Here is a 22,219-nt window from a genome sequence, read left to right as displayed (position 1 = left end):
CGGTAATAAAACGTGAATTTTATTTCCTGTTGGCAATTTGTTAAACTTATTGCGTCAGCTTTGCTACAGCCGCCGTGTCGGCTTTTCCCCCAAGTCCAGCTATTATACCACTTCATTCCGACTCCCAATTAATTAGGAACAATTAGTTGGGGATTGTCGACAACTCCTTACCACCGCTACGTGTGTCGTGCTTGGGGTTAAGTTACTGATTCGGAAGGTGGGGTTGTGATTGTAGTCGTCGACGAACGAAGTCTGGTGACGAGTGGGTATTCTGCATGGTTCGCCCGAGAGGGCATAACGACAACCGGGTTTTCTCCGAACGATTTTGGTGAGTGGGTCGCCACCGTTCAGGAGCAAGATATTATGGCAGTGGAAGCATTTCTGATAGGGGAGTGCGCGAACCGCAGCCAGTTTCCACATAAAATTCGTGAACGTTGCTCGGCTCCCGTGATCGCTGTCAACGACACCCAATCGCTGGAAAATACGCTGGAGCTTTTCCAGGCTGGCGTCGATGATGTTGTGCGCAAGCCCATGCATGTTCGCGAGATTTTGGCCCGGATCAATGCAATTCGTAGACGTTACGGCAATGGCAGCAGTGGAACCCAGATCGGGCCGATCAAGATTTTCTCCGACGGGCGCGATCCGCAGGTCAATGGGGTTGATTTTTCCTTGCCGCGCCGCGAACGCCGTATCCTTGAATATCTGATTGCCAACCGCGGACGGCGGTTGAACAAGGCCCAGATATTCAATGCGATCTATGGAATCTTCGATAGTGAAGTCGAAGAAAGCGTTGTCGAGAGCCATATCAGCAAGCTGCGCAAGAAACTGCGTGAGCAGCTTGGATATGATCCGATCGATTCAAAACGCTTCCTTGGCTATTGCATAAATCTCGACTGAAGACCGGCGAGTGCCGCCGATCTTGATCAATCGAATTTTTTTTAGCTTCTCTCAGTGATTCCCCACGTCAGCTTCGCGCAAGTATCGAGGCATAACGATTCTGGACTGAATCGCGCTTTAGGAGACGGAAATGAGCCTTTACGGAATGATGCGAACCGGCGTGTCGGGTATGAACGGTCAAGCCAACCGGCTGTCCACGGTATCCGAGAATATCGCCAACTCGAGCACGACCGGCTATAAGCGCGCGAGCACCGAGTTTTCTTCGCTTGTTCTTCCCAGTTCCGGCGGCTCCTACAATTCCGGTGGGGTCGAAACTACCGTTCGCCACCATATTTCTGACGATGGCCCGCTGCGTTTCACGACATCCTCCACTGATCTTGCCTTGAAAGGCAGGGGCTTCTTCATCGTCAGCAATGCCAATGGAACGCCTTACCTGACACGTGCCGGTTCGTTCGTTCCTGATGCTGCCGGAAATCTGGTCAATACTGCCGGGTTTTACCTGATGGGGTATCCCATTACCAACGGCAACGTAAATCCGGTAGCCAATGGCTATCAGGGTCTGGAGAAGATCAATCTCTCGCAAAACGATCTGATCGCTGACCCGAGCCGCAAAGGCGTCTTTACGGCGAATTTGCCGGCAGGCGCTGAGATTATACCCGCTGCCGACCGGCCACCTGCAAATACAACGGCTACGGCAAAATTCACCGCCAAATCGTCGGTTCAAACCTATGACAATCTGGGCAATGTCGTTGTTCTGGATATTTACTACACCAAGACGGCGGACAACCAATGGGAAGCCGCCGTTTATAACAAGGCCAATGCATCGGCAACGGGCGGGTTCCCTTATACGCCAGCGGCTCCGCTAACAACCGAGACATTCAACTTTGATGCCCTGACAGGCAAGCTCACATCGGCGGACAAGTCGATTTCCGTTGTCGTTCCAAATGGCCAGCCGCTCGAAATCGACTTTTCCGGCACGAAGCAACTGGCTGGCGACTACAATCCCATTCAGGTCAAGATCGATGGCAATTCGCCCAGTCCGATTGAAGACGTGACGATCGGCGCCGATGGTATCGTGGTGGCCAACTACAAGAACGGCACGACCCGTCCGATCTACCAGATCGCGCTCGCGGATGTGCCCAGCCCCGACAACCTTCAGGTTCTGTCAGGCAATGTGTTCTCGACCAGTGCCGATTCCGGTGAAGTTCAGGTGGGCTTTGCCGGCAAGGGAAGCTTTGGCAGCATCACGTCAGAAGCCCTTGAGGAATCCAATGCGGATATTGCGCAGGATCTTACGGAAATGATCGAAGCGCAGAGAAACTATACGGCAAACTCCAAAGTCTTTCAGACCGGTGCGGACTTGATGGACGTGCTGGTCAATCTGAAACGATAGCTGAACTTATAATGGGAATTGGACAAAGGGCATGTCACTAACCTCAGCGCTCCTTACTGCTCAGAGTGCTCTCAATACCGTGTCAAAGCAGACCGCAGTCGTCTCCCGCAATATTGCGGGTGCCAACGATCCAAATTTCGCGCGGCGCATAGGGTCAGTGGTAAGCGGTGCCGGTGGCTTGACCTATATGTCGGTGAAACGCTCGGCAGATGAGGCCCTTCTTTCCAAATTCGTGGAAGCCAACAGCTTTCTGGGAGCATCCGACACTTTAAAAGGCGGCCTTGATCGCCTTTCGGGCATTTATTCAGCCAGTAATGCGTCTGATTCACCGCGAGCCCTTCTTGGCGATTTACGGGATTCACTCCAGCTTTATGCCTCTCAGCCTGGCAATAGCTCGGTGGGGGAATCCGCCGTTGCCAAAGCCGTGTCGCTTGCCAATAGCCTTAACCGGGGAACGCAGGAAACGCAGAAGCTTCGCCAGGATGCCGACAATGATATTGCGGACTCGGTCAACAACATCAACGACCTCCTGGCAAAGTTCGAGGCGGTCAACAATCGAGTGGTCAGTGGCACAAGGGCTGGGTCTGATGTCTCGGATGACCTTGATGAACGGGACGGCCTGCTAAAGCAGATATCCAGTGAAATCGGTATCACGACCTTAAAGCGTGATGACAATGATATGGTCATTTTCGCCGAGTCAGGCGTCACGCTTTTTGAAAAATCTGCACGAACTGTGACGTTTACACCGACAAGTGCGTTTAGCGCTTCAACGGGCGGCAATGAGGTCTATGTGGACGGCGTACCGCTGTCGCATGGCACATTTGATCAACCCTATGGCACCGGACGGCTGAGCGGTCTCTTGCAATTGCGGGACCAGACTGCGCCGGCCTATCAAAAGCAACTGGATGAAATTGCCCGCAGCCTCGTCAGCATGTTTGCTGAAAAAGGCACAGGCGTACCGACAGTCCCTGGCCTGTTTACCTATTCGGGCGCACCGGCGATGCCGGCCGATGCCACGATCCTTCCGGGAATCGCGGGATCACTTAAAGTATCATCTGCCTATATTTTGTCGGAAGGCGGCAATCCTGCGCTATTGCGCGATGGCGGCCCGGCAGGAACACCTTATGTTCAGAATCCGGATGGTTCTGCAGGCTATTCTGATCGGCTGCAAAGTCTGATTGGGGCGATCGGCGCACCGCGAACTTTTGACGTTGATGCGGCAGCAGGCAACAATAAAAGCCTGCTTGATTTCGCCGCCGCATCGATCAGCTCGCTTGAGGAAAAGCGCAAATCCGTGACGGATACGAACGATTACAACAAAATTCTCTCGTCCAGAGCGAGTGATGCGATTTCCAATGTCAGCGGCGTGAACATCGATACCGAGATGCAATCGCTGTTGGACCTGGAGCACTCCTATCAGGCGTCGGCCCGCATATTGTCGACAGTAGACTCCATGTTCCAAGAACTCTTCCGGGCGGCGTCATAAACATGAAAACACAATCGGTCTCTTCATACGTCCTTGCAAACGCAACCCGGAGCATCATTTCAAAGGCGCAGGCTGATCTGGTCAAGGCGCAACAGGAAGCAACGACGGGCTTTGTATTTGATACCGGTCTGGCGCTGGGCAGCCGCACCGGGCAATCGCTTTCGTTGCGAAAGGAACATGACCGGCTGTCAGTCCTTACGGATTCCAATAAATTGCTGGCCGAGCGTATGACGACATCGCAAAATGCGCTGAGCAATGCCATGAAGGGTTCGCAGGGCTTTTTAGGAACGATCATCGCCATGCGCGGTAGCGGACAGGGCCATGAGGTTGCAGCTAATGCCGCAAAAGGGCTGATGCAGACGGCGACATCTTTGATCAACACCAGTTTTAACGGCGAATATGTCTTTGCCGGCGTCAACACTGACGTAAAGCCGCTTGGCGATTATGATGCAGCAGGCAATCCGGCACGCGCGGCAGTCCTGCAGTCCTTTGAAGACCATTTCGGCTTTCCGGTTACTGATCCTCAGGTTTCAACAATCAGCGCGAACGATATGAAGGCCTTTCTGGACGGTCCATTCTCGTCAGAGTTTGATGCCGCCTCATGGTCTGATAATTGGTCATCTGCCTCCGATACGCTCATGAAAAGCCGCATCGCGCCAACCGAATTGGCCGAGACCTCGGTCAGTGCAAACAATGCCGGTTTTCGCAAGATGATGATGAGCTACACGATGGTTGCCGAGTTCGCCAATATTGGTTTGAACCAGGGTGCTTTTGATGCCGTGATCACAAAGGCGATCGAGACAACCACAGAGGCCAATTCAACGTTGCCCGGCGTGCAATCTGTTCTCGGAACAGCTCAGGCGCGAACGAAAGACGCAACGGATCGTTTGGAAGTGCAGTTGAAAGTGCTCAACAGCTCAGTGATCGGCCTTGAGGGCGTCGACCCCTATGAAGCCGCCAACAGGGTGGAGGCACTGCGAACCCAGATTGATGCTTCCTATGCGCTGACTGTGAAGATGCAAAGTCTGAGCTTGCTGAATTACCTGAAATAGACCTGACCTTGCGTGCAATCCGCATGCATCGAAACTTTGAGAAGACAATGTACCAGGCTCGATACGACGATATCATCAATGACGGTGCAACGAGCGCCAAAGAGCGTGAGCGGTCATTATTCGATCAATCGATCATGATGCTTGAGGCAGCGCGTGACGAGGACGGCTATTCGTTCAAGGGAATTGAAGCCGTCCAGTTCACGTCCCGTCTGTGGATGATTGTGATGGAAGACCTTGGCGATCCGGCAAACCAGTTGCCCCAGGAATTGCGCGCATCGCTGATATCCATAGGCATATTCATTCTGAAGGAACTGGAAGCCATCCGACAGGAAAGGTCGGTCGATTATGACAGCATAATCGACATCACAAAAACCATTCGCGACGGAATTTGAATGCCATGAAAGTGTCCTTGCGCGCTGGCGAAAAAATATATGTGAACGGGGCTGTTCTGCGCGCTGACCGCAAAGTCGCGCTCGAATTCATGAATGATGTGAGCTTCCTTCTGGGAAGCCATGTGCTTCAGGCTGACGAAACAACGACGCCGCTGCGGCAGCTCTATTTCGCGGCGCAGATCATGCTGATCAACCCATCGGCAAAGGACGAGGCGAACCTGGCTTTCAAGCGCATGCTGACGGCGCTTCTCGGCACGTTTTCCAACCAGCAAATGCTGAAAGAGCTGAAGCTCATCGATGAGGTGGTCTGTAATGACCGCATCTTCGAAGCGTTAAAATCGATCCGTGCGCTTTACGCGCTGGAAGCACAAATCATGTCGGGTGGTTCAGGCGCTGCCATTCCTGCACAAACGGGCCAGATAAGGCCGGAGGCGACAGCATGACCACTATTCCGCCCGTAGGCACGGAACAAACAAATCAGACCAATACACCAAAAGCTGTTGCTGGCGCTGACTATCAGACCTTTCTGAAGCTGCTCGTGGCCCAGATGAAAAATCAGGACCCGACCAAGCCCATGGACGCAACGCAGCAGGTAACGCAGCTGGCGCAATTCTCCAGTGTTGAACAAGCTGTTCAGATGAACGCCAAACTTGAACAGCTACTGGCAAGTTCGTCACTGTCTCAAGCGGATGGTATCATCGGACGGACCGTGACCAGCCCCGATGGCAAAGTCTCTGGCGTGGTCGAATCCGTGCGTATCTATAGCGATGGCATGGTAGCAAAGCTCAAAGGCGGGGCAGAGCTGATCATTACGGCCGGTATCGTCATCAGCTGACCATGAACGAAGCTGATGCACTGGATATTGTCAATCAGGCGATCTGGACGGTTATCGTAGCCGCCGGCCCGGCGGTCGGTGCAGCGATGCTTGCAGGTGTCGGCATTGCCCTGTTTCAGGCCCTGACGCAGATTCAGGAAGTCACCCTGACATTCGTGCCGAAGATACTGGTTATTCTGGCAGTGCTTGCTCTGACCGCACCTTTTGTCGGCTCGCAGATCAATACGCTGACGCTGCTGACCTATTCGCGGATTGAAAAGGGTTTTTGATCCAAAGCTCTAACGCGCGGGCTTCGCGTAAGCTTCGTCTCCTATGGTCCACCCGACAATAGGAGAATGCCGTGCAGCAGGCAGCAGTAAAACGACTGGGTGATAAGGGCTACCTGACCGGCAGTGATGTCGGTCTTGCGCTCGGCATCGTCATTATTCTGACGGTACTATTCCTGCCGGTTTCCCCGATGGTTCTTGATATCGGACTTGCCTTTTCTATCGCCCTGTCCGTGTTGATCCTGATGGTTTCGCTGTGGATACAGCGTCCGCTTGATTTCTCTGCATTCCCCACAGTGCTGCTGATCGCGACGATGATGCGTCTTTCGCTCAATATCGCAACAACCCGCGTTATTCTAACCCACGGCGACGAAGGTTATGCCGCGGCGGGACAGGTCATCCATGGCTTTTCGCAATTTGTCATGGGCGGTGATTTCGTTATCGGTCTGGTGGTCTTCGCAATTTTGATCATCGTGAATTTTCTCGTCATCACCAAGGGTGCAACGCGTATTGCCGAAGTAGGGGCACGCTTTACGCTCGATGCCATACCGGGCAAACAGATGGCGATTGACGCGGATCTATCCTCCGGACTTATTGATGAGAAGGAAGCACAGCACCGCCGCCGCGAATTGGAAGAGGAAAGTGCCTTCTTCGGGTCGATGGACGGCGCCTCCAAATTCGTGCGCGGCGATGCGATTGCCGGCTTGATCATAACCGCAGTCAATATTTTTGGTGGCATCATTATCGGTGTGACCCGGCACGGTATGGAAGTCGGCGAAGCTGCTGACGTATTCACCAAACTGTCTGTCGGCGATGGTCTGGTTACGCAAATACCGGCATTGATCGTATCGCTGGCAGCGGGTCTGCTTGTCTCCAAGGGGGGCACCCGGGGATCGACGGACAAGGCTGTGTTCGGACAGTTGGGCGCCTATCCAAAAGCTCTTTTCGTAGCTGCTCTTCTGCTCTTTGTGCTCGGTATATTGCCGGGTCTGCCAGCATTTCCATTCTTTATCCTTGCCATCGGTTTGACCGCAATTGGCATTTCTGTACCCCGCAAGCTGGCCAGGGTTGCCGCCGCAGCGCAGGCTGAACTGGCGATCAAGCAGAAGACCGCCGAGGACGAAGACCGCAATTCTGTCAAGGCATCGCTGGAAACAGCACAAATCGAACTTTGCCTTGGCAAGCAACTTTCTTCGCGGTTGATGTCCTCGCAATTGGAACTGGCGCATCGCGTCAACAAAATGCGCAAGAAATTCGCGGTCGAATACGGCTTTGTCGTGCCTGAAATAAAGGTTACGGACGATTTTCTGCTGCCGCCGAAAACCTATCGTATCAAAATTCACGGAACCGTAGTGGCGTCGCATGAGCTACGCGTCGGCGAGATCCTTGTCATTCCCGGAGATCGGCCGCCGCCACACGTTCCCGGCGAAGAAGTGCGCGAACCGGCTTTCGGTATGAAGGCTTACTCAGTTCCCGAAACATTCGCGGCAGAACTCAAGCGCGACAACTATATGACTGTCGATAATCTTTCGGTCCTGCTCACGCATCTGAGCGAGATCGTGCGCAATAATCTCTCGCAATTGCTGTCCTACAAAGATATGCGGGCGCTGCTCGACCGTCTTGGCCCGGAATACAAGAAGCTGCTTGATGATATCTGCCCTGCCAATCTCACTTATTCCGGCTTGCAGGCGGTTTTGAAGCTTTTGCTCTCGGAACGGGTCTCGATCCGCAATCTCAATCTAATCCTTGAGGCTATCGCTGAAGTGGCGCCGCATGTCCGGCGGTCGGAGATGATCGTCGAGCATGTGCGTATGCGCATGGCACAGCAGATTTGCGGAGATCTTGCCGACAATAGCGTGCTTTCCGTGTTGCGCCTGGGCAATCGCTGGGATCTGGTTTTCCATCAAAGCCTCAAGCGGGATGCCAAGGGGGAGGTCACGGAATTCGACATTGACCCTCGTTTGCTTGAACAGTTTGGAACGGAAGCGACCACCGCAATTCGCAAACATCTCGATGCGGGGGAGCGTTTTGTTCTGGTCGCTTCGCCGGAAGCGCGGCCCTATATCCGCATGATCATCGAGCGCTTGTTCACAACCCTATCGGTTCTTTCCCATGTGGAAATAGCCAGGGGTGTTGAGGTCCGCTCCCTTGGAACGATCTCGTGAGCTCTAATGCTTCCGCTCAGTGATACGGCACTTGCCGGATTTCTGGTGTTCGCGCGCGTTGGTGCTTGCCTGCTGATCATGCCGGGCATTTCCAGCCCGCGCATCCCCGTTCAGATACGGCTTTTTCTGGCCCTGGCATGTTCGCTCATGGTGGTTCCATTGGTGCTGACCCAAGTGGCTCCAGCAGCAAAGGCCGCTCCTCTCGTTTTGATGCGGATCATTGTGGTGGAAATTATTGTCGGCGGGCTGATCGGTGTGCTGGCCCGCATGTATTTCTGGGCCTTGCAGTTCATGGCCAATACGATCGCAATGACTGTCGGCTATTCCGGGGCTCCGGCCGGGTCGATTGAAGGTGAGGAGCCGCAAGCAGCAATCGCAAGCTTTGTTACGCTATCGGCGCTCTGTCTTTTCTTCATCACGGATTTACATCTGGAGGTGTTTCGCGCGCTCCTGTCATCCTATACGGCGATCCCGGTAGACGGCATTTTCCAGCCGGGCACAGCCATGGTCAATCTGACAGACACGCTTTCAAAGGCGTTCATGAGCACCATCCGCATAGCTGCACCGTTCATTGTTTTTGCAGTTGTCGTGAATGTTGCTGTTGGGCTGATCAACAAGCTGACGCCTGCCATTCCTGTCTACTTTATCTCAATGCCATTCGTTCTGGCTGGCGGTCTCATGCTGCTCTATTTCGCCATGCCGGACCTGCTCAGATTGTTCACAAGCGAAGCCGGCTCTTATCTGAGGACATTTTGATGGCAACCAGCAAGCGTGCTTCATATCTTGCCTTGATCCGATTGCAGAAACTGGCAAAGGCCCGGTCCGAACTGACCATTGCCGGTCTCACTGCGCAATTAGTGGCGATTGGGGATGAGAGCGAGGCGCTATTCAAAATGCAGGATGACAGATTCAAACCCGGCGCTGATCTGGTTCCTCCAGACCTCATCATACGACGACTGGAAACGAACAGAATGAGAGCAATTCATCTGACGGATCAGATGGCCGTTCAACGCAAGAACCTGTTGAAGATTTCAAGAACGCTGGATGTCCTGAACGATCGGTTGCGATCCCATGAAAGCGAACAACAACGCCACCATGCCACTGTCGAAATCGATGAATATATCAGCCAGTTGCTCGGAAAAGCTGCAAATTAAAGACAGGCCCCAAATGAAGGCTCAAGCCTCAGTCAAGTTTGAACAGCTAGTGTCATAAACATGAAACAGTTTGGGTCTGTCTTTTATGTCTATTAATTCGCCTTCTGATTTGGTGTTGGATGCGACGAAGGCCGCTGATCCGCAGGCCATGCGGGCAGCGATGGAAAGATTGCGAAGCGTGGCTGCTGATCGGGCTGCGGCACAAACCCCGCTGTCCGGCGAGAGTTTTGCCCATTTGCAGGCAGGGAGGGTCAGTTCCGAGGGTGTGCAATCAAACACACCTGTTTCAAATCCGGCCTTCAAAAAGTTTGAAGCCGTCATGCTGCAATCCTTCATTGAATCAATGTTCACCGGCGAGAATCAAGCGGTCTATGGCGAAGGCATCGTAGGGGGATATTGGAAGTCGATGATGTCCGAAGCCCTTGCCAATCAGATGGCAGACGCAGGCGGAATTGGAATTGCACGCATGCTGGAAGAGCAAAGTGCCAAACGAATTAAAAACGAAGTGGCTCAGCCTCTTGGCACCACTTCGCCAATTTCTACGAAAGAGCAGGGTTGAAACCCGGTATTTTACCAGATCGAACGGCTGCGGCCGAAAGATTGGAAGGAATGAATATGGAAACCGTCAACGACAACAAGCAGCATATAGGTCTTAATCCATCGCTTGGTCCTGTTCTCATCGCCATCCAGCGATTGGAAGATGTTATTGAGTATGAGACAGATCTGCTCATGGAAGGCGGGGCTGTTGATCTTGCCGATATCAATGCAAGCAAAAGCCGTGGATTGCGGGATTTTAACAAGGCCCTGGGAAAGGCTGTGAAATCGGTCGATAATCCAGCGCTCAAGACGCTTCAGCCGGTTCTTGACAGTCTGAGGCTCAAGCTGGAGCGTAATTGTGAAGCGTTGAAATTGCATCTGCGGGCTGTCAGCGAGCTGACGGGAATAATCCGCGACGCGCTGGAAACACATGAAGCTGATGGCACTTATACGGCGCGGCAAATGCGGGACGGCCTAGGCGCATGATACGCATCGTCATCATCGGATTATGGATATGCGCTGTTGCTCTCGGCTCGCTTTATTTTGCTGTCCAGCAAAATTCAGCCACTGCCGCAGTGACTTCGCATGATGCTCAGCCGCTTGATGACGGAAAAACGGAAGTTTTCAGTGTTCCAATTATTATCGACGGTGCCGTTCAAGGCTATGTCGTGACCCAGCTTATTTATACGATCGACAGCGCTGTAAAAGCCTCCGTCAAAACACCGGTATCGTTTTTCATCAATGATGAGATATTCCGGCAGTTTTACGGTCACTACTCGGATGTGAAGGAGGTGGAGGCGGTCAAGTTCGAGGACGTAAAACAGGCCATTATCGATGGGGTCAATGCGCGTTTCCCCGAACCGCTTGTTAAAGATCTCCTGGTTCAGCAATTCAATTATATTTCATCCAAGGAAATCCGCGATCAAAACACCAAAGGTATCAGCCGCGGTTGATCTCGTTTTAGCCGAGTGAATAATATTTGCCCGACAATGCATGAAGCACGCTTTCGCTCAATGGAGCGACGGTTGAATCGGGCGCAAACCGCACCCCAATATCCAGATTTTTGCGCCAGACAATGTGTGTGATGAGCGCGCCGCAATATTGATCGTCAAAGGTATCAGCCGCGGTTGATCTCGTTTTAGCCGAGTGAATAATATTTGCCCGACAATGCATGAAGCACGCTTTCGCTCAATGGAGCGACGGTTGAATCGGGCGCAAACCGCACCCCAATATCCAGATTCCTGCGCCAGACAATGTGTGTGATGAGCGCGCCGCAATATTGATCGTCAAATAACCAGAAGCGCTCAGGTATGTCGCACTGGCCGATGATCCTTATGCGGGCTCCGCCTTTGGCCAGATCCTGAAAATGGCACTCGGTGAGGAATTGTCCATCCAAGCTCACAAGTTTACCCGAGCGCAATCTTGTCCGTTTGCGTTCCAGTTCTCTTTGTTCTGATTTGCCGGACACGGACATGGACACTACTCAACGCAATCAAAAAGCTGGTTTCAAACCGAAGTCTGCAATCTGGCATTGTGTACTCTGAAACAATTGCAAATCCGTTATGAACTGGAGCGCTCACGAGTTTATGTATCTAATGCCAGCTCGCGATTGGTCAGTTGACGCTTCTCGGCAGTTGACCTGACAAAAACTCCACGACGGCCCGAACGCTGGGCAATTGACCGCGACGATGGGGCATCAGCAATGTGGTTGTCACAGTTCCGGCTGACCAGCCGGGTAAAACGCGGACCAAATCTCCACTTCGGATTGCGCTGGCGCAAATTGACGAGGGCAGACATGTCAGCCCCAGTCCGGCAATAGCCGCCTTGATCAAGGCTATCGATTCATTGGCCATCATTCTCCGGATCGGTTTTGCCGTTACCGCCACGCCAGTGTCAGAAACAAGGTGCCAGTTTTCTGCTCCGGGAGCAGTTAGCAAACCAAAGTGATTGATCAAGTCGTGCGGGGTGGCGGGAGCACCTTGTGCGGAAATATATCCGGGAGACGCAACGACAAATATCGGTTCGAGCATCAACTGTTTCTGAATGAGGTCCGAATCCGGCAGGGGTGCAAAATGACTGCGAATTGCCAAATCGTAGCCTTCCTGGACAATATCCACAAACCGGTCGCTCGCATGCATTTCCAGATTTATCTTGGGGTATTTGCCGGCGATTACAGGAAGGAAGTCTGCCAGATAAAACTGTGTCGCAGGAATGGAGGCCGTCAGCCTTACCGTGCCGCTCGGTTCGGCCATGCGGCTTCGAACGATATTCTCTGCCGCTTCCGCTTCAATCAACGCACCACGGGCATGATTAAAAAAGTCACGGCCAGCGTCTGACAAGGAAAAACTGCGCGATGTGCGGTGGATGAGGCGCGCACCCAGCTCCCTTTCAAGCTCGGCTATACGCTTGCTGATTGTCGATTTGGGAATACCGAGACGTCGCCCGGCTTCCGAAAAGCTCCCGCCTTCAACGGCCTGAACAAAAAGATAAAGATCATTGAGATTCATCATCCGCATCACCCATAGTCCACATATGTAGACGATAGGTTGCAAAATTGCAGCCTACCGAAAGATCGTCCAATAATAATAACTAATAGGCGTGAAGGCGGAAGAGCCTTGAATGGAAAAACAGGAAATAATCATGACACAAATACTTTTTTACGGGGTACCCGAGGGCTGTTCTTTCGGTTCGATTGTCGCGCTGGAATGGTCTGGGCAACCCTATCAACTCTCGCGCATTGCAATGCCGGAAACCGTTACCAGCGAGGCTTACCGGCAGATCAATCCTATTGGGGAGACACCGACTCTGCGTACGGCAAGCGGCGAGTTTATCAGCGAAAGCATGGCAATCCTCAACCATATCGGAGCCGGAGCTGTTGAACAGGGAATAGCCTTCAGGCAGGGCACGAAAGATTTTGATCGCCTGAACCAGATGCTGGCGTTTTTGAACACCACCTTTTTCAACGCATATGCATCGCTTTGGTATGCACTTGAACATGCAAGCGATGAAAACGAAAGGGAGGTGCTGGTTGCTTATGGTAAGACAAAGGTAGCCAAGGCTCATGAGGACTTGGAACTCCTGCTTGGAAACCGGCCATGGCTGTTGGGTGATAACCGGACATTGGCAGATGCATACTTTATGGGAATCGCCCGTTGGAGCGATTTTCACAAGACAGCAAGCTACGCTAACTATCCCGGTCTGAGCGCACTTCACCAAAGATTGGAAGCTGATGCAGGCGTAAGGTTCGCCCATGCGATCGAGCATGAAGAACAGGCAGTCTCCGCTGGTGGCTTTGCAGGACATGTAAGTTTTGACGATGCCCTGAGAGCCACTCGCAAAGCAGCATAAGCAACCGGAAAAGCGGCATTTCTCCACGCTGTTGACGTGTCGTCAGTTCCATAGAGTTACCAGGGAAGCGATCCCGTTTTTGCTTTCCTGGTATAATGATGAAAAAGCTTCTTTACTTTAGGGCAAAATTCTCAGATTGAGATTAGCAAGCTTTTTCATCATACTCGGGGGAGTCCTACCATTGAAAAAACAAGTTGTTCTGGCTTTACTGTTTGCGGTAGTCGGTGTTTCGGCAAGTCATGCGCAAACTTGCGAAAGTAACTTTAAGGTGACAGGAGTTCCCTTAATAACGGCAATGAATTACAAAACCTCATATGTTTTTCCAAAGGTCAAAGCAGATCAGGTTTTGAAAACACTTGCTCAGGCGGTAGCTGCGGAAGGTTTTTTGGGAATACAGGTCGACAAGTCCTTGGGCGCAATTGACGCTTACCAAGAGACCACGGGCTCCGGTCGCGAACAAACCTTGCGGATAGTGGCTCGCAAGAAGGGCGCGGGTACACGGGTCGATGCCATGTTCAACATCCAGCAGGGGCAGGTAACGTCGGAAAAAATCGTGCGCAAAGGACTCTGCGATATTGTTATGTCCGCTGCCGACTGACTAAGTCTGCTGGCAGCGCATGCAAGAATCGGATTGAATTTCTTGTCGAAGTCCACGATTCTTTAGGCAGAACGAAGTTTGAGGCTGCCTCCATGAACGAGACGATACATCACTATTGTGTTTTTGATACCGCAGGCGGATTCTGCGGTATCGCCTGGAACGATATTGGTATTACGCGGTTTCAGTTGCCGACGAAAAGCGCCGAGGCGACAGAGCGCATTCTGCTTCGTCGCTTGCCCCAAGCACTATCCAGCGAACCGACAGCGCAGGTTGCGAAAGTAATTGCTGCTGTAAAGCGATACTTTGAGGGAGAAGAAACAGATTTCTCCGGTGTTGCAGTAGACGTTGGTGATCAGGAGCCGTTTTTCGAGCAGGTCTATACGGAAACGAGACGGCTTGGCTGGGGCAATACCACCACATACGGCACAATCGCAAAAGAACTTGGAGCAGGCCCGGAAGCCGCAAGAGACGTTGGTCAGGCCATGGCGAAAAACCCGATTCCTCTGATTATCCCATGCCATCGGGTTTTGGCCGCCGGAGGTAAGGTCGGTGGCTTTTCAGCGCCTGGCGGTTCGGTCGCGAAGGCACATATGCTTGAATTGGAGGGCGTCCATCTTGGTGTTCCACCTGCAGCCCAGCAGTCATTTGGGTTTTGAGAATTTATCCTGATGACAAGGCTGCGAGGCGCGACTTGAGAAAGCGCAACTCTGCAGGTTGACGCGTCAGCGCTATGGCGCGCTGATAAGAATCGACGGCGGCTTCCACCATCCCTAGCTGTCGTTGCATATCGGCACGGGCTGCATAGGCCAATGGATAATTCTGGAGTTGTCCTTGTTGGATAATTGCTTCGATGGCAGCAAGGCCCGCTTCAGGTCCATCACGTTTTGAAAGTGCTGCAGCACGGTTTAAGGCTGCTATAGGGGATGGGTCCACACGCAGCAGGACATCATATAGCGTAACGATCTGCGCCCAGTCCGTGCCCTCGGTTGTCGATGCGTTGGCGTGGACGGTAGCAATGGCAGCTTGAAGGACGTAGGGACCTATATTGCGGGCGGCAAATGCCTGCTCCACCAGTGCTCCAGCTTCGTTGATCAGGCGACGATCCCAGAGCGACCGGTCCTGGTCCTCCAGCAATATGATATCTCCTGCTTGGTCGATACGGGTGTGATGTCGTGCTTCATGCAAAAGCATCAATGCCAACAGGCCCCTAGCTTCCGGGTCTGGCAGTAAATCAACCATAAGTCGACCGAGCCGAATTGCTTCGGCGCAGAGATCGGCCCGTGTCAGCCCCGGTCCTTCAGTAGCGGCATAGCCCTCGTTGAAGATGAGATAAATAACCCGCAAAACGCTTTCGAGGCGTTCTGGAAGTTGGGCATGGCTTGGCACTTCATAGGGAATAGCATCGTCACGAATTTTACTCTTTGCCCTGACAATACGCTGGGCGATGGTTGGGGCAGGAGCGATATAGGCCCGGGCAATCTCTTCCGTCGTCAGTCCCGCAACTTCGCGCAAGGTGAGGGCGATACGTGCGTCGGCAGCAAGTGCCGGATGACAACAGGTGAAGATCAGCCGTAGTTCATCATCGCTGATATCTTCTGGCACTGCAGGTTCATAGAGTTCGTCGGAAAGGGCAGTAAGCTCGGGCATGGCAGCAGCGAGCCGCGCCTGTTTGCGCCAGCGATCAATGGCCTTGAATCGTCCCGTAGAGACGAGCCAGGCATAGGGATTTTGCGGAATACCATCGCGCGGCCAACGCTCTGCGGCGGCGGTGAAGGCCTCTTGCAAAGCCTCCTCCGCCGCTTCAAATCCACCGAGAAGACGGATCAATGTTGCAAGGACGCGGCGCTTTTCGGAACGATAGATGGTTTCAAAGGCGGCGTTTGCACCCGGCCGGTTCACAGTTCTGGCGGCGGCGTGCTGAAGTCGACAACCGGGCGGACTTCGATGGAACCGATCTTTGCCAAGGGATGTCCCGATGCGGCACGCACCGCGTCATTAAGATCGTTGGCTTCAATAAGGATAATCCCGCCCAGCATTTCTCTGGTTTCCATGAAAGGCCCATCGACTGCTGACATTTTGCCATCGCGGACCTGTAAGGTCATGGCATTTTCAGGCAGTTCAAGGGCTTCACCCATGACGAAATGGCCACTTTCCTTCAGTTTTTCATCATAGTTGGCGCATTCGGAAAGTGCGGCATTGGCTTCAGGACTTCCGCCAAAGAGTGTTTTTGCATTGTAATAGATGAGACAGGCGTAACGCATAATCTGATTTCCTTCAGTTAGCTTGTTGAACACCCATAATCGTTTGGGGAAGGTCCGATTCGACAAAGCTACAAAATTATTTTCACGACAGCGCAAAAAATGTTGCTGACGCCGTTCAGGTCACGCGCCGTTTTTCCAGCTTCCGGGCCAAGGTACGCCGGTGCATGCCCAGCCGCCTGGCTGTTTCGGAAATGTTGAAGTCCGTTTCAACAAGCATTTGATGAATACGTTCCCATTCCAGCGTCTTGATTGAGGTGGGGCGAGCAGTCAGTGCTATATCGGCATTGCCCGACGCCTTGCTGAACGCCTCCTCAATATCATCCGTATTGGATGGCTTGGCGAGATAGTGACAGGCGCCAAGCTTAATGGCCTCGACAGCGGTCGCAATACTTGCGAACCCGGTCAAGACAACGATCAGCATTGATGCGTTATGGCTGTGCAATGCCTCGACACATGCCAGACCAGATGCGCCCGCCAGCTTCAGATCGACGACCGCATAACCGGGTGAATTCTCTTTCAGAATCTCGGTGAGCTCCTCCAGACTGGACGCCAGCAGGACATCATAGTCGCGTCGTTCGAAGGAACGTTTCAACGTCTTGGCGAAAGCGATGTCATCTTCGACAATAATCAACCGACGCTTATCGGACATGGGAACGTGCTCCAATTGCAAGCGAGGCGAGTGGCAGACTCATTGTTACTGCGGCCCCACCTTGCGGCAGATTTCTGGCGGACACGACACCTCCAAGTTTCCTCACCGCATTGACCACGAGGAAAAGACCAAGCCCGCCGCCAAGCCTGCCCTTGCTTGATTGATAGGGCTTGCCAAACTGTGCCAGCATCTCGGCGGCAAATCCAGGTCCGGCATCGCTGATACGCAGCACAAGGGTATCGCCATCGCGTTCTGCCATAAAACCTATCCAATTGGGGGAGGCGTCGAAGGCATTGTCAAGAATGTTATAGATGACCTGTTTCAATGCGGAGTCGGACACAATGGCAATATCAAGCCCAAATGCGTTGCCATAAGACAGCCTCGCGCCGGATCTGGCTGCTCGCCACTCACTGACAAGTTCATCGAGAAAAGTATTTACCGTCGTGATTTTGGGAGACTCGCCCCGCGCCTCTCCGGCAGATAGCAGGATACCGGTCACAATTGCTTTGCAGCGCTGAACCTCAGCCTGCATCTCGTCTATCTCCTGCAACATTGAAGGGTCGCGGGACAAAGCAGGCATACGTCTCCAGTCACCCAATATCACCGATAGCGAAGACAATGGTGTACCCAGCTCGTGCGCTGCACCCGATGCGAGAAGGCCCATGCGGACGATATGGTCTTCCTCCGCAGCATGTTGTTTGAGCGCCGCAAGATTGGCGTCCCGTTCACGCAAATTGCGACTGATCTGGGCAATGAAGACAACAAGAAGCGCGGCATCAAGTATGAAACATAAAAGCATTCCGAATATATGGAGCCGGAACAGTTCATCAGGCGCATGACCCGGCAAGAGCAATGGCCTGTAGAATATTATCAGCCCGGCAAAGCTTACGCTGGCGATGGCGACGATGGCGGATGTCAATCTTGCATCAAGCAACACTGCGCCGAGCGTCACCTGAAGAAGATAGAGGAAGATAAATGGATTGGTTGCCCCGCCGCTCAGGTAAAGCTGCACGGTGAGGGCGGCAACGTCCAGGACTAAAGCAATGAACAAGGCTGCCGCCGTAACGCTCCGACGCCGACGCAGCCACAATATGCTTGCAAGATTGAGAACGACCAAAGCGCACAGAACGACACCCATCGGGACAATGGGCAGGGTTATTTTCATAGCCGAATGCACCACGGTAATGGTGACGATCTGGCCAATGACAGCGATCCAGCGCAGCTGCACCAGCAGCGTCATGTTTTTCCAGTTTGCTGTGTGATCGGCGGGAGGAAAAATAGAAGCACTGATGTCGGATTGATCCGGCAGTGTAGCGATAGGAGTCGTCTTGGTCTCGCTCATGGTTTCAACCCGATCTGTATTCTGGGCGCTGCCGGGCTCGCCATTCATTTCGCCCGATAATAGTCGAGGCAGCGCCCAGCAAAAGCGCCATGCCAAACCAGGTCAGGGCATAGACCAGATGGTTGTTGGCAAAGGAAGTGACAGTAAGCCCCCCAATCGGAAGCGCATTTGGATCAGGATTTGCATCGGCATCGATAAAATATGGAGCAACAGGGCCGATATTGTGAGCTGCTGCCATAGCCATGACATCACGCGAATACCAACGGTCTCCGACCGGGTCATTGTTGCGCAGAAATCCGCCCTTGGGCTCCGTTAAGCGCAACAGTCCGGTTATGGTGATTGGCGGCAGATGGTCCGCCCGCCATTCATCACGCGCTTTATCCGTTGGAACGAAGCCACGATTGATGAAAACGGTAAATCCATCTGTACTTTGAAAAGGGCTCAGCACCCAAAATCCGCTGCCGCGCGCTGTTACCGCCTGTACAAGCGCAGCCGGCTTGTCGAGAAATTTTCCGCTGGTCGTGACGTGGCGATATGCAAAATCCTTGGCATTGATCCCGGCCCATATATCGGGGCCGGGGGCCGCCGTAGCCGGAGCATTCACTCTTTGCTCAACCTGGTTGATCAGATCAAGCTTCCAGACACGGCGTTGCAGTTGCCAGATACCAAGGCTGGTAAGCACGATGATGCAGAAAAGGACAAGGCCGCCGATCAATGCCAGTTTGATTGAGGGCAGGCGCCTATCGTCTTCGCGCGAATTGTCTGTCTCCCCGACCCGCTCGCCGCTTGCGGCAAGCCCGCGCGCGGTCAGGGCTTTTTTCATGGCATCTGTCTCATATCCATGCTGGGCATCATGTTCGTATCCAGATGATACATAACCCAAAGCGAACCGGTGAGCGTGATAATGACCAGCACAAGCGTGAAGATCAGTGCCATCATTGTCCATCCATTCTCGGAGCGGACATTCATATGAAGGAAGAAAATCATGTGAACGACAATCTGCACCACGGCGAATGCCATAATGACGAGGCCGGTGGTTTGCTTGGAATCCAACGCACCGCTCATGACAAGCCAGAAGGGTACGGCAGTCAGGATCACGGATAAGCCAAACCCGATCAAATAGGATTTGAGCGAGCCGTGAGAATGGGCTTCATCGTGATTGTGGCTGTCGTGGTGGGTCTTTGCCTTTGTGCTCATCGTAGCATTCCCATCAGGTAAACGAACGTAAAGACACCAATCCAGATGACATCAAGAAAGTGCCAGAACATGCTAAGACACATCAGGCGCCGCATGTTCGCTTGGATCAGCCCATAGCGGGCAACCTGTACCATCAAGGTAACAAGCCAAATCAAGCCAATGGTGACGTGAAGCCCATGCGTTCCGACCAATGTGAAAAAGGAAGAGAGAAAGGCGCTGCGCTGGGGCGTGGCACCTTCATGAATCATATGGGCAAATTCGTAAAGTTCGATGCAAAGGAATGCCGCACCAAACAGACCCGTAAGGGCGAGCCACGCTTGTGTGGAACCCACCCGGCCTTTTGCCATGGCGAGCATGGCGAAACCATAAGTAATCGATGAAAAGAGCAGCATCGACGTATTGACCGCGACCAGTGGCAAATCAAACAAATCTTTTGGCGCAGGACCGGCGGCATAGTTTCCGCCTAATACGCCGTAGGTCGCAAACAGCACAGCAAAGATGAGACAATCACTCATCAGGTAAATCCAAAAGCCGAACATGGTGCTGCCGCCTTCGGCATGGTCATGTTCGTCAGTCAGATAAAACACAGGATCTTCAGTGGTCACATGCGCGGCTGCTCTGCTCATGATTTCAGCCCTGCAGCAAGAAGTTCGGTACGGGCATTTTCACTCGATACAACCTCATCTGCCGATATGTGGAAATCGCGCTTGTAGTTGAATGTATGCCCAATCGATACCGCCACCAATGCGATAGCCGTTACTGCCGCGAGCCACCAGATGTACCAGATCATCGCAAATCCAAAAACGATGCTTATTCCGGCCAGGATTATTCCGGTGCCCGTATTGCTTGGCATATGGATGGCGCGGAAACCTTTTTCAGGGCGTTTGTACCCGCGTTTCTTCATGTCGTACCAGCTGTCGAGATCGTGAATGACTGGCGTGAAAGCGAAATTATAGGCGGGAGGGGGTGAGGCAGTGGACCATTCCAGGGTGCGACCGTCCCAAGGATCGCCAGTCAAATCGCGCAACGCTTCGCGATTACGAATGCTGACAAAGATCTGGATGAGGAATGACAGAATGCCGATAGCAACGAGAAATGCACCAAAACCAGCGATCATAAACCAGATCTGCAAGGACGGATCTTCGAATGTGCGCAGGCGTCGTGTCACGCCCATCAGGCCCAGTATATAAAGCGGCATGAAGGCGAAGTAGAATCCCACGACCCAGAACCAGAAAGACATCTTGCCCCAAAATGGATCGAGCCTGAAACCAAAAGCTTTCGGGAACCAGTAATAGATACCGGCAAAAAGCCCGAACAGAACACCGCCGATGATCACATTATGGAAATGCGCAACAAGAAACAGGCTGTTGTGCAGCACAAAGTCAGCCGGAGGCACCGCGAGCAGAACGCCTGTCATGCCGCCAATCACGAAGGTAAGCATAAAAGCAATCGTCCACATCATGGGCAGTTCAAATCGAATGCGCCCGCGATACATCGTAAAGAGCCAGTTGAATATTTTCGCCCCGGTTGGGATCGAAATGATCATCGTGGTGATGCCGAAGAACGAGTTCACGCTCGCACCCGAACCCATGGTGAAGAAGTGGTGAAGCCAGACCAGATAGGCAAGAATGGTAATAACGATGGTGGCATAAACCATCGAGGTATAGCCAAACAGACGTTTGCTGGCGAAGGTCGATGTCACTTCGGAGAATATGCCGAAAGCGGGCAGAATGAGAATATAGACTTCCGGATGACCCCAAATCCAGATGAGGTTGACATACATCATCGGATTGCCGCCAAAGTCGTTGGTGAAGAAGTTCGTGCCGACATAGCGATCGAGAGTGAGCAAAGCCAGCACTGCCGTCAGGACAGGGAAGGCGGCCACAATCAGAACGTTGGTGCAAAGAGCGGTCCACGTAAAGATCGGAAGCTTCATCATGGTCATGCCCGGCGCGCGCATCTTGACGATGGTTGCGAGCAGATTGACGCCCGACAGCAGCGTACCTATGCCCGCTATTTGCAGCGCCCATATGTAGTAGTCCATACCGGCGTCCGGACTGTATCCGATACCCGAAAGCGGCGGATAGGCCAGCCAGCCGGTCCTGGCAAACTCGCCCACAAACAGCGACATCATTACAAGTGCCGCGCCAGCGGCAGTCATCCAGAAGCTGAAATTGTTGAGGAATGGAAAAGATACGTCCCGGGCACCGATCTGCAATGGGACAACAAAGTTCATCAAGCCGGTAACAAGAGGCATTGCCACGAAGAAGATCATGATCACGCCATGCGCGGTGAATATCTGATCGAAATGATGGGCGTTGAGATATCCTTCGGACCCATTAAACGCCATTGCCTGTTGCAATCGGATCATGATGGCGTCGGCAAAGCCTCTCAGCAACATGACGATGCCGAGGATCATGTACATTATGCCGATGCGCTTGTGGTCAACTGTTGTGAACCACTCATGCCAAAGATAGCCCCAAAGGCGGAAATAGGTAAGCGCGCCGACCACGGCGATGCCTCCGAGCGCGACCACGATAAAGGTCACAACAAGGATAGGTTCATGCAGCGGGAAGGATTCCAGCGTGAGCCTACCGAAAACCAGCTTTATAAGTTCGGGATTATCAAACATATCGGGCTCGTTTCG

27 protein-coding genes are annotated in these 22,219 nt (G+C 52.9%); 17 read left to right on the top strand and 10 right to left on the bottom strand.

Annotation, left to right across the window (positions count from 1 at the left end; all coding sequences use genetic code 11):
• Positions 1–225 precede the first annotated feature (225 nt).
• From ftcR to V9K95_RS16625, 14 genes are all read left to right on the top strand, one after another.
• Positions 226–897 (top strand): flagellar transcriptional regulator FtcR, encoded by a 672-nt coding sequence (ftcR, locus tag V9K95_RS16690; protein WP_115054989.1) that lies wholly within the window; start codon positions 226–228, stop codon positions 895–897.
• Positions 898–1,027: 130 nt separating this feature from the next.
• On the top strand, positions 1,028–2,290 hold the full coding sequence (locus V9K95_RS16685; RefSeq protein ID WP_115054990.1) for a flagellar hook protein FlgE: 1,263 nt from the start codon (positions 1,028–1,030) through the stop codon (positions 2,288–2,290).
• 31 nt (positions 2,291–2,321) lie between these two features.
• A complete protein-coding gene (flgK, locus tag V9K95_RS16680) occupies positions 2,322–3,776 on the top strand; it encodes a flagellar hook-associated protein FlgK (protein WP_336441450.1) in 1,455 nt (484 codons plus the stop codon).
• Between the two features lie 2 nt (positions 3,777–3,778).
• Positions 3,779–4,828: a flagellar hook-associated family protein gene (locus V9K95_RS16675; RefSeq protein ID WP_115054992.1), complete on the top strand. Its 1,050-nt coding sequence runs from the start codon at positions 3,779–3,781 to the stop codon at positions 4,826–4,828.
• 47 nt (positions 4,829–4,875) lie between these two features.
• Positions 4,876–5,220, top strand: a complete 345-nt coding sequence (flaF, locus tag V9K95_RS16670; protein ID WP_115054993.1) for a flagellar biosynthesis regulator FlaF — start codon at positions 4,876–4,878, stop codon at positions 5,218–5,220.
• A gap of 5 nt (positions 5,221–5,225) precedes the next feature.
• Positions 5,226–5,663, top strand: a complete 438-nt coding sequence (gene flbT, locus V9K95_RS16665; RefSeq protein ID WP_336441451.1) for a flagellar biosynthesis repressor FlbT — start codon at positions 5,226–5,228, stop codon at positions 5,661–5,663.
• Positions 5,660–6,055, top strand: coding sequence for a flagellar hook assembly protein FlgD (flgD, locus tag V9K95_RS16660; RefSeq protein ID WP_115054995.1), 396 nt, complete (start codon positions 5,660–5,662; stop codon positions 6,053–6,055). The genes flbT and flgD overlap by 4 nt, the downstream gene beginning before the upstream one ends.
• Positions 6,056–6,057: 2 nt before the next feature.
• Positions 6,058–6,324: a flagellar biosynthetic protein FliQ gene (locus V9K95_RS16655; protein WP_115054996.1), complete on the top strand. Its 267-nt coding sequence runs from the start codon at positions 6,058–6,060 to the stop codon at positions 6,322–6,324.
• A gap of 71 nt (positions 6,325–6,395) precedes the next feature.
• Positions 6,396–8,486, top strand: coding sequence for a flagellar biosynthesis protein FlhA (gene flhA, locus V9K95_RS16650; RefSeq protein WP_115054997.1), 2,091 nt, complete (start codon positions 6,396–6,398; stop codon positions 8,484–8,486).
• 6 nt (positions 8,487–8,492) lie between these two features.
• A complete protein-coding gene (fliR, locus tag V9K95_RS16645; protein WP_307277319.1) occupies positions 8,493–9,242 on the top strand; it encodes a flagellar biosynthetic protein FliR in 750 nt (249 codons plus the stop codon).
• Positions 9,242–9,640, top strand: coding sequence for a hypothetical protein (locus tag V9K95_RS16640; protein ID WP_336441452.1), 399 nt, complete (start codon positions 9,242–9,244; stop codon positions 9,638–9,640). Before fliR ends, V9K95_RS16640 begins: the two co-directional genes overlap by 1 nt.
• Positions 9,641–9,725: 85 nt before the next feature.
• Positions 9,726–10,199 carry a rod-binding protein gene (locus V9K95_RS16635; RefSeq protein WP_336441453.1) on the top strand — a complete coding sequence of 158 codons (474 nt, stop codon included), beginning with the start codon at positions 9,726–9,728 and terminating at the stop codon, positions 10,197–10,199.
• Positions 10,200–10,255: 56 nt separating this feature from the next.
• A complete protein-coding gene (locus tag V9K95_RS16630) occupies positions 10,256–10,663 on the top strand; it encodes a flagellar protein FlgN (protein WP_307277325.1) in 408 nt (135 codons plus the stop codon).
• The gene (locus V9K95_RS16625; RefSeq protein ID WP_336441454.1) at positions 10,660–11,130 is read left to right on the top strand and encodes a hypothetical protein; all 471 of its coding nucleotides are present in this window, start codon (positions 10,660–10,662) and stop codon (positions 11,128–11,130) included. Before V9K95_RS16630 ends, V9K95_RS16625 begins: the two co-directional genes overlap by 4 nt.
• Positions 11,131–11,315: 185 nt before the next feature.
• On the opposite strand, the gene V9K95_RS16620 is transcribed toward V9K95_RS16625, so the two are convergent.
• Both V9K95_RS16620 and V9K95_RS16615 read right to left on the bottom strand, forming a co-directional pair.
• The gene (locus tag V9K95_RS16620; RefSeq protein ID WP_337345115.1) at positions 11,316–11,651 is read right to left on the bottom strand and encodes a PilZ domain-containing protein; all 336 of its coding nucleotides are present in this window, start codon (positions 11,649–11,651) and stop codon (positions 11,316–11,318) included.
• Between the two features lie 139 nt (positions 11,652–11,790).
• Entirely contained in the window at positions 11,791–12,693 is a 903-nt protein-coding gene (locus V9K95_RS16615; protein WP_336441456.1) for a LysR substrate-binding domain-containing protein, read from the bottom strand.
• A gap of 124 nt (positions 12,694–12,817) precedes the next feature.
• On the opposite strand from V9K95_RS16615, the gene V9K95_RS16610 reads away from it, so the two are divergent.
• The 3 genes from V9K95_RS16610 to V9K95_RS16600 all read left to right on the top strand — a co-directional run bounded on the left by V9K95_RS16610 (position 12,818) and on the right by V9K95_RS16600 (position 14,779).
• Positions 12,818–13,525 carry a glutathione binding-like protein gene (locus tag V9K95_RS16610; RefSeq protein WP_115055119.1) on the top strand — a complete coding sequence of 236 codons (708 nt, stop codon included), beginning with the start codon at positions 12,818–12,820 and terminating at the stop codon, positions 13,523–13,525.
• A gap of 181 nt (positions 13,526–13,706) precedes the next feature.
• On the top strand, positions 13,707–14,123 hold the full coding sequence (locus tag V9K95_RS16605; protein WP_336441457.1) for a hypothetical protein: 417 nt from the start codon (positions 13,707–13,709) through the stop codon (positions 14,121–14,123).
• 92 nt (positions 14,124–14,215) lie between these two features.
• Positions 14,216–14,779 (top strand): methylated-DNA--[protein]-cysteine S-methyltransferase, encoded by a 564-nt coding sequence (locus V9K95_RS16600; RefSeq protein WP_336441458.1) that lies wholly within the window; start codon positions 14,216–14,218, stop codon positions 14,777–14,779.
• A gap of 4 nt (positions 14,780–14,783) precedes the next feature.
• Here the strand turns inward: V9K95_RS16600 and V9K95_RS16595 are convergent, their stop codons facing one another.
• The 8 genes from V9K95_RS16595 to cyoB form a co-directional block, all read right to left on the bottom strand.
• Positions 14,784–16,022, bottom strand: coding sequence for an RNA polymerase sigma factor (locus V9K95_RS16595; RefSeq protein ID WP_336441459.1), 1,239 nt, complete (start codon positions 16,020–16,022; stop codon positions 14,784–14,786).
• Positions 16,019–16,384, bottom strand: coding sequence for a YciI family protein (locus tag V9K95_RS16590; RefSeq protein ID WP_307277344.1), 366 nt, complete (start codon positions 16,382–16,384; stop codon positions 16,019–16,021). Before V9K95_RS16590 ends, V9K95_RS16595 begins: the two co-directional genes overlap by 4 nt.
• 115 nt (positions 16,385–16,499) lie before the next feature.
• On the bottom strand, positions 16,500–17,033 hold the full coding sequence (locus V9K95_RS16585; protein WP_307277347.1) for a response regulator transcription factor: 534 nt from the start codon (positions 17,031–17,033) through the stop codon (positions 16,500–16,502).
• Entirely contained in the window at positions 17,023–18,375 is a 1,353-nt protein-coding gene (locus V9K95_RS16580; protein WP_336441460.1) for an ATP-binding protein, read from the bottom strand. The genes V9K95_RS16585 and V9K95_RS16580 overlap by 11 nt, the downstream gene beginning before the upstream one ends.
• 4 nt (positions 18,376–18,379) lie before the next feature.
• Entirely contained in the window at positions 18,380–19,198 is an 819-nt protein-coding gene (locus V9K95_RS16575) for an SURF1 family protein (RefSeq protein ID WP_336441461.1), read from the bottom strand.
• Positions 19,195–19,572: a cytochrome o ubiquinol oxidase subunit IV gene (gene cyoD, locus V9K95_RS16570; protein ID WP_336441462.1), complete on the bottom strand. Its 378-nt coding sequence runs from the start codon at positions 19,570–19,572 to the stop codon at positions 19,195–19,197. Before cyoD ends, V9K95_RS16575 begins: the two co-directional genes overlap by 4 nt.
• Positions 19,569–20,198 carry a cytochrome o ubiquinol oxidase subunit III gene (cyoC, locus tag V9K95_RS16565; protein WP_115055011.1) on the bottom strand — a complete coding sequence of 210 codons (630 nt, stop codon included), beginning with the start codon at positions 20,196–20,198 and terminating at the stop codon, positions 19,569–19,571. The genes cyoD and cyoC overlap by 4 nt, the downstream gene beginning before the upstream one ends.
• On the bottom strand, positions 20,195–22,204 hold the full coding sequence (gene cyoB / locus V9K95_RS16560; RefSeq protein WP_336441463.1) for a cytochrome o ubiquinol oxidase subunit I: 2,010 nt from the start codon (positions 22,202–22,204) through the stop codon (positions 20,195–20,197). The genes cyoC and cyoB overlap by 4 nt, the downstream gene beginning before the upstream one ends.
• Positions 22,205–22,219: the final 15 nt, after the last annotated feature.

The sequence above is a fragment of the Phyllobacterium sp. CCNWLW183 genome (assembly GCF_037203775.1).
Lineage (GTDB): Bacteria > Pseudomonadota > Alphaproteobacteria > Rhizobiales > Rhizobiaceae > Phyllobacterium > Phyllobacterium ifriqiyense.
Note: the sequence above shows the minus strand (reverse complement) of the source record. Positions and strands in the feature narration are given on the sequence as shown.

Coding starts and splice junctions, on each gene's coding strand:
- V9K95_RS16685 (WP_115054990.1), top strand. CDS start 1,028: ATGAGCCTTTACGGAATGATGCGAACCGGCGTGTCGGGTATGAACGGT.
- flgK (WP_336441450.1), top strand. CDS start 2,322: ATGTCACTAACCTCAGCGCTCCTTACTGCTCAGAGTGCTCTCAATACC.
- V9K95_RS16675 (WP_115054992.1), top strand. CDS start 3,779: ATGAAAACACAATCGGTCTCTTCATACGTCCTTGCAAACGCAACCCGG.
- flaF (WP_115054993.1), top strand. CDS start 4,876: ATGTACCAGGCTCGATACGACGATATCATCAATGACGGTGCAACGAGC.
- flbT (WP_336441451.1), top strand. CDS start 5,226: ATGAAAGTGTCCTTGCGCGCTGGCGAAAAAATATATGTGAACGGGGCT.
- flgD (WP_115054995.1), top strand. CDS start 5,660: ATGACCACTATTCCGCCCGTAGGCACGGAACAAACAAATCAGACCAAT.
- V9K95_RS16655 (WP_115054996.1), top strand. CDS start 6,058: ATGAACGAAGCTGATGCACTGGATATTGTCAATCAGGCGATCTGGACG.
- fliR (WP_307277319.1), top strand. CDS start 8,493: ATGCTTCCGCTCAGTGATACGGCACTTGCCGGATTTCTGGTGTTCGCG.
- V9K95_RS16640 (WP_336441452.1), top strand. CDS start 9,242: ATGGCAACCAGCAAGCGTGCTTCATATCTTGCCTTGATCCGATTGCAG.
- V9K95_RS16635 (WP_336441453.1), top strand. CDS start 9,726: ATGTCTATTAATTCGCCTTCTGATTTGGTGTTGGATGCGACGAAGGCC.
- V9K95_RS16630 (WP_307277325.1), top strand. CDS start 10,256: ATGGAAACCGTCAACGACAACAAGCAGCATATAGGTCTTAATCCATCG.
- V9K95_RS16625 (WP_336441454.1), top strand. CDS start 10,660: ATGATACGCATCGTCATCATCGGATTATGGATATGCGCTGTTGCTCTC.
- V9K95_RS16620 (WP_337345115.1), bottom strand. CDS start 11,651: ATGTCCGTGTCCGGCAAATCAGAACAAAGAGAACTGGAACGCAAACGG.
- V9K95_RS16615 (WP_336441456.1), bottom strand. CDS start 12,693: ATGCGGATGATGAATCTCAATGATCTTTATCTTTTTGTTCAGGCCGTT.
- V9K95_RS16610 (WP_115055119.1), top strand. CDS start 12,818: ATGACACAAATACTTTTTTACGGGGTACCCGAGGGCTGTTCTTTCGGT.
- V9K95_RS16600 (WP_336441458.1), top strand. CDS start 14,216: ATGAACGAGACGATACATCACTATTGTGTTTTTGATACCGCAGGCGGA.
- V9K95_RS16590 (WP_307277344.1), bottom strand. CDS start 16,384: ATGCGTTACGCCTGTCTCATCTATTACAATGCAAAAACACTCTTTGGC.
- V9K95_RS16585 (WP_307277347.1), bottom strand. CDS start 17,033: ATGTCCGATAAGCGTCGGTTGATTATTGTCGAAGATGACATCGCTTTC.
- V9K95_RS16580 (WP_336441460.1), bottom strand. CDS start 18,375: ATGAGCGAGACCAAGACGACTCCTATCGCTACACTGCCGGATCAATCC.
- V9K95_RS16575 (WP_336441461.1), bottom strand. CDS start 19,198: ATGAAAAAAGCCCTGACCGCGCGCGGGCTTGCCGCAAGCGGCGAGCGG.
- cyoD (WP_336441462.1), bottom strand. CDS start 19,572: ATGAGCACAAAGGCAAAGACCCACCACGACAGCCACAATCACGATGAA.
- cyoC (WP_115055011.1), bottom strand. CDS start 20,198: ATGAGCAGAGCAGCCGCGCATGTGACCACTGAAGATCCTGTGTTTTAT.
- cyoB (WP_336441463.1), bottom strand. CDS start 22,204: ATGTTTGATAATCCCGAACTTATAAAGCTGGTTTTCGGTAGGCTCACG.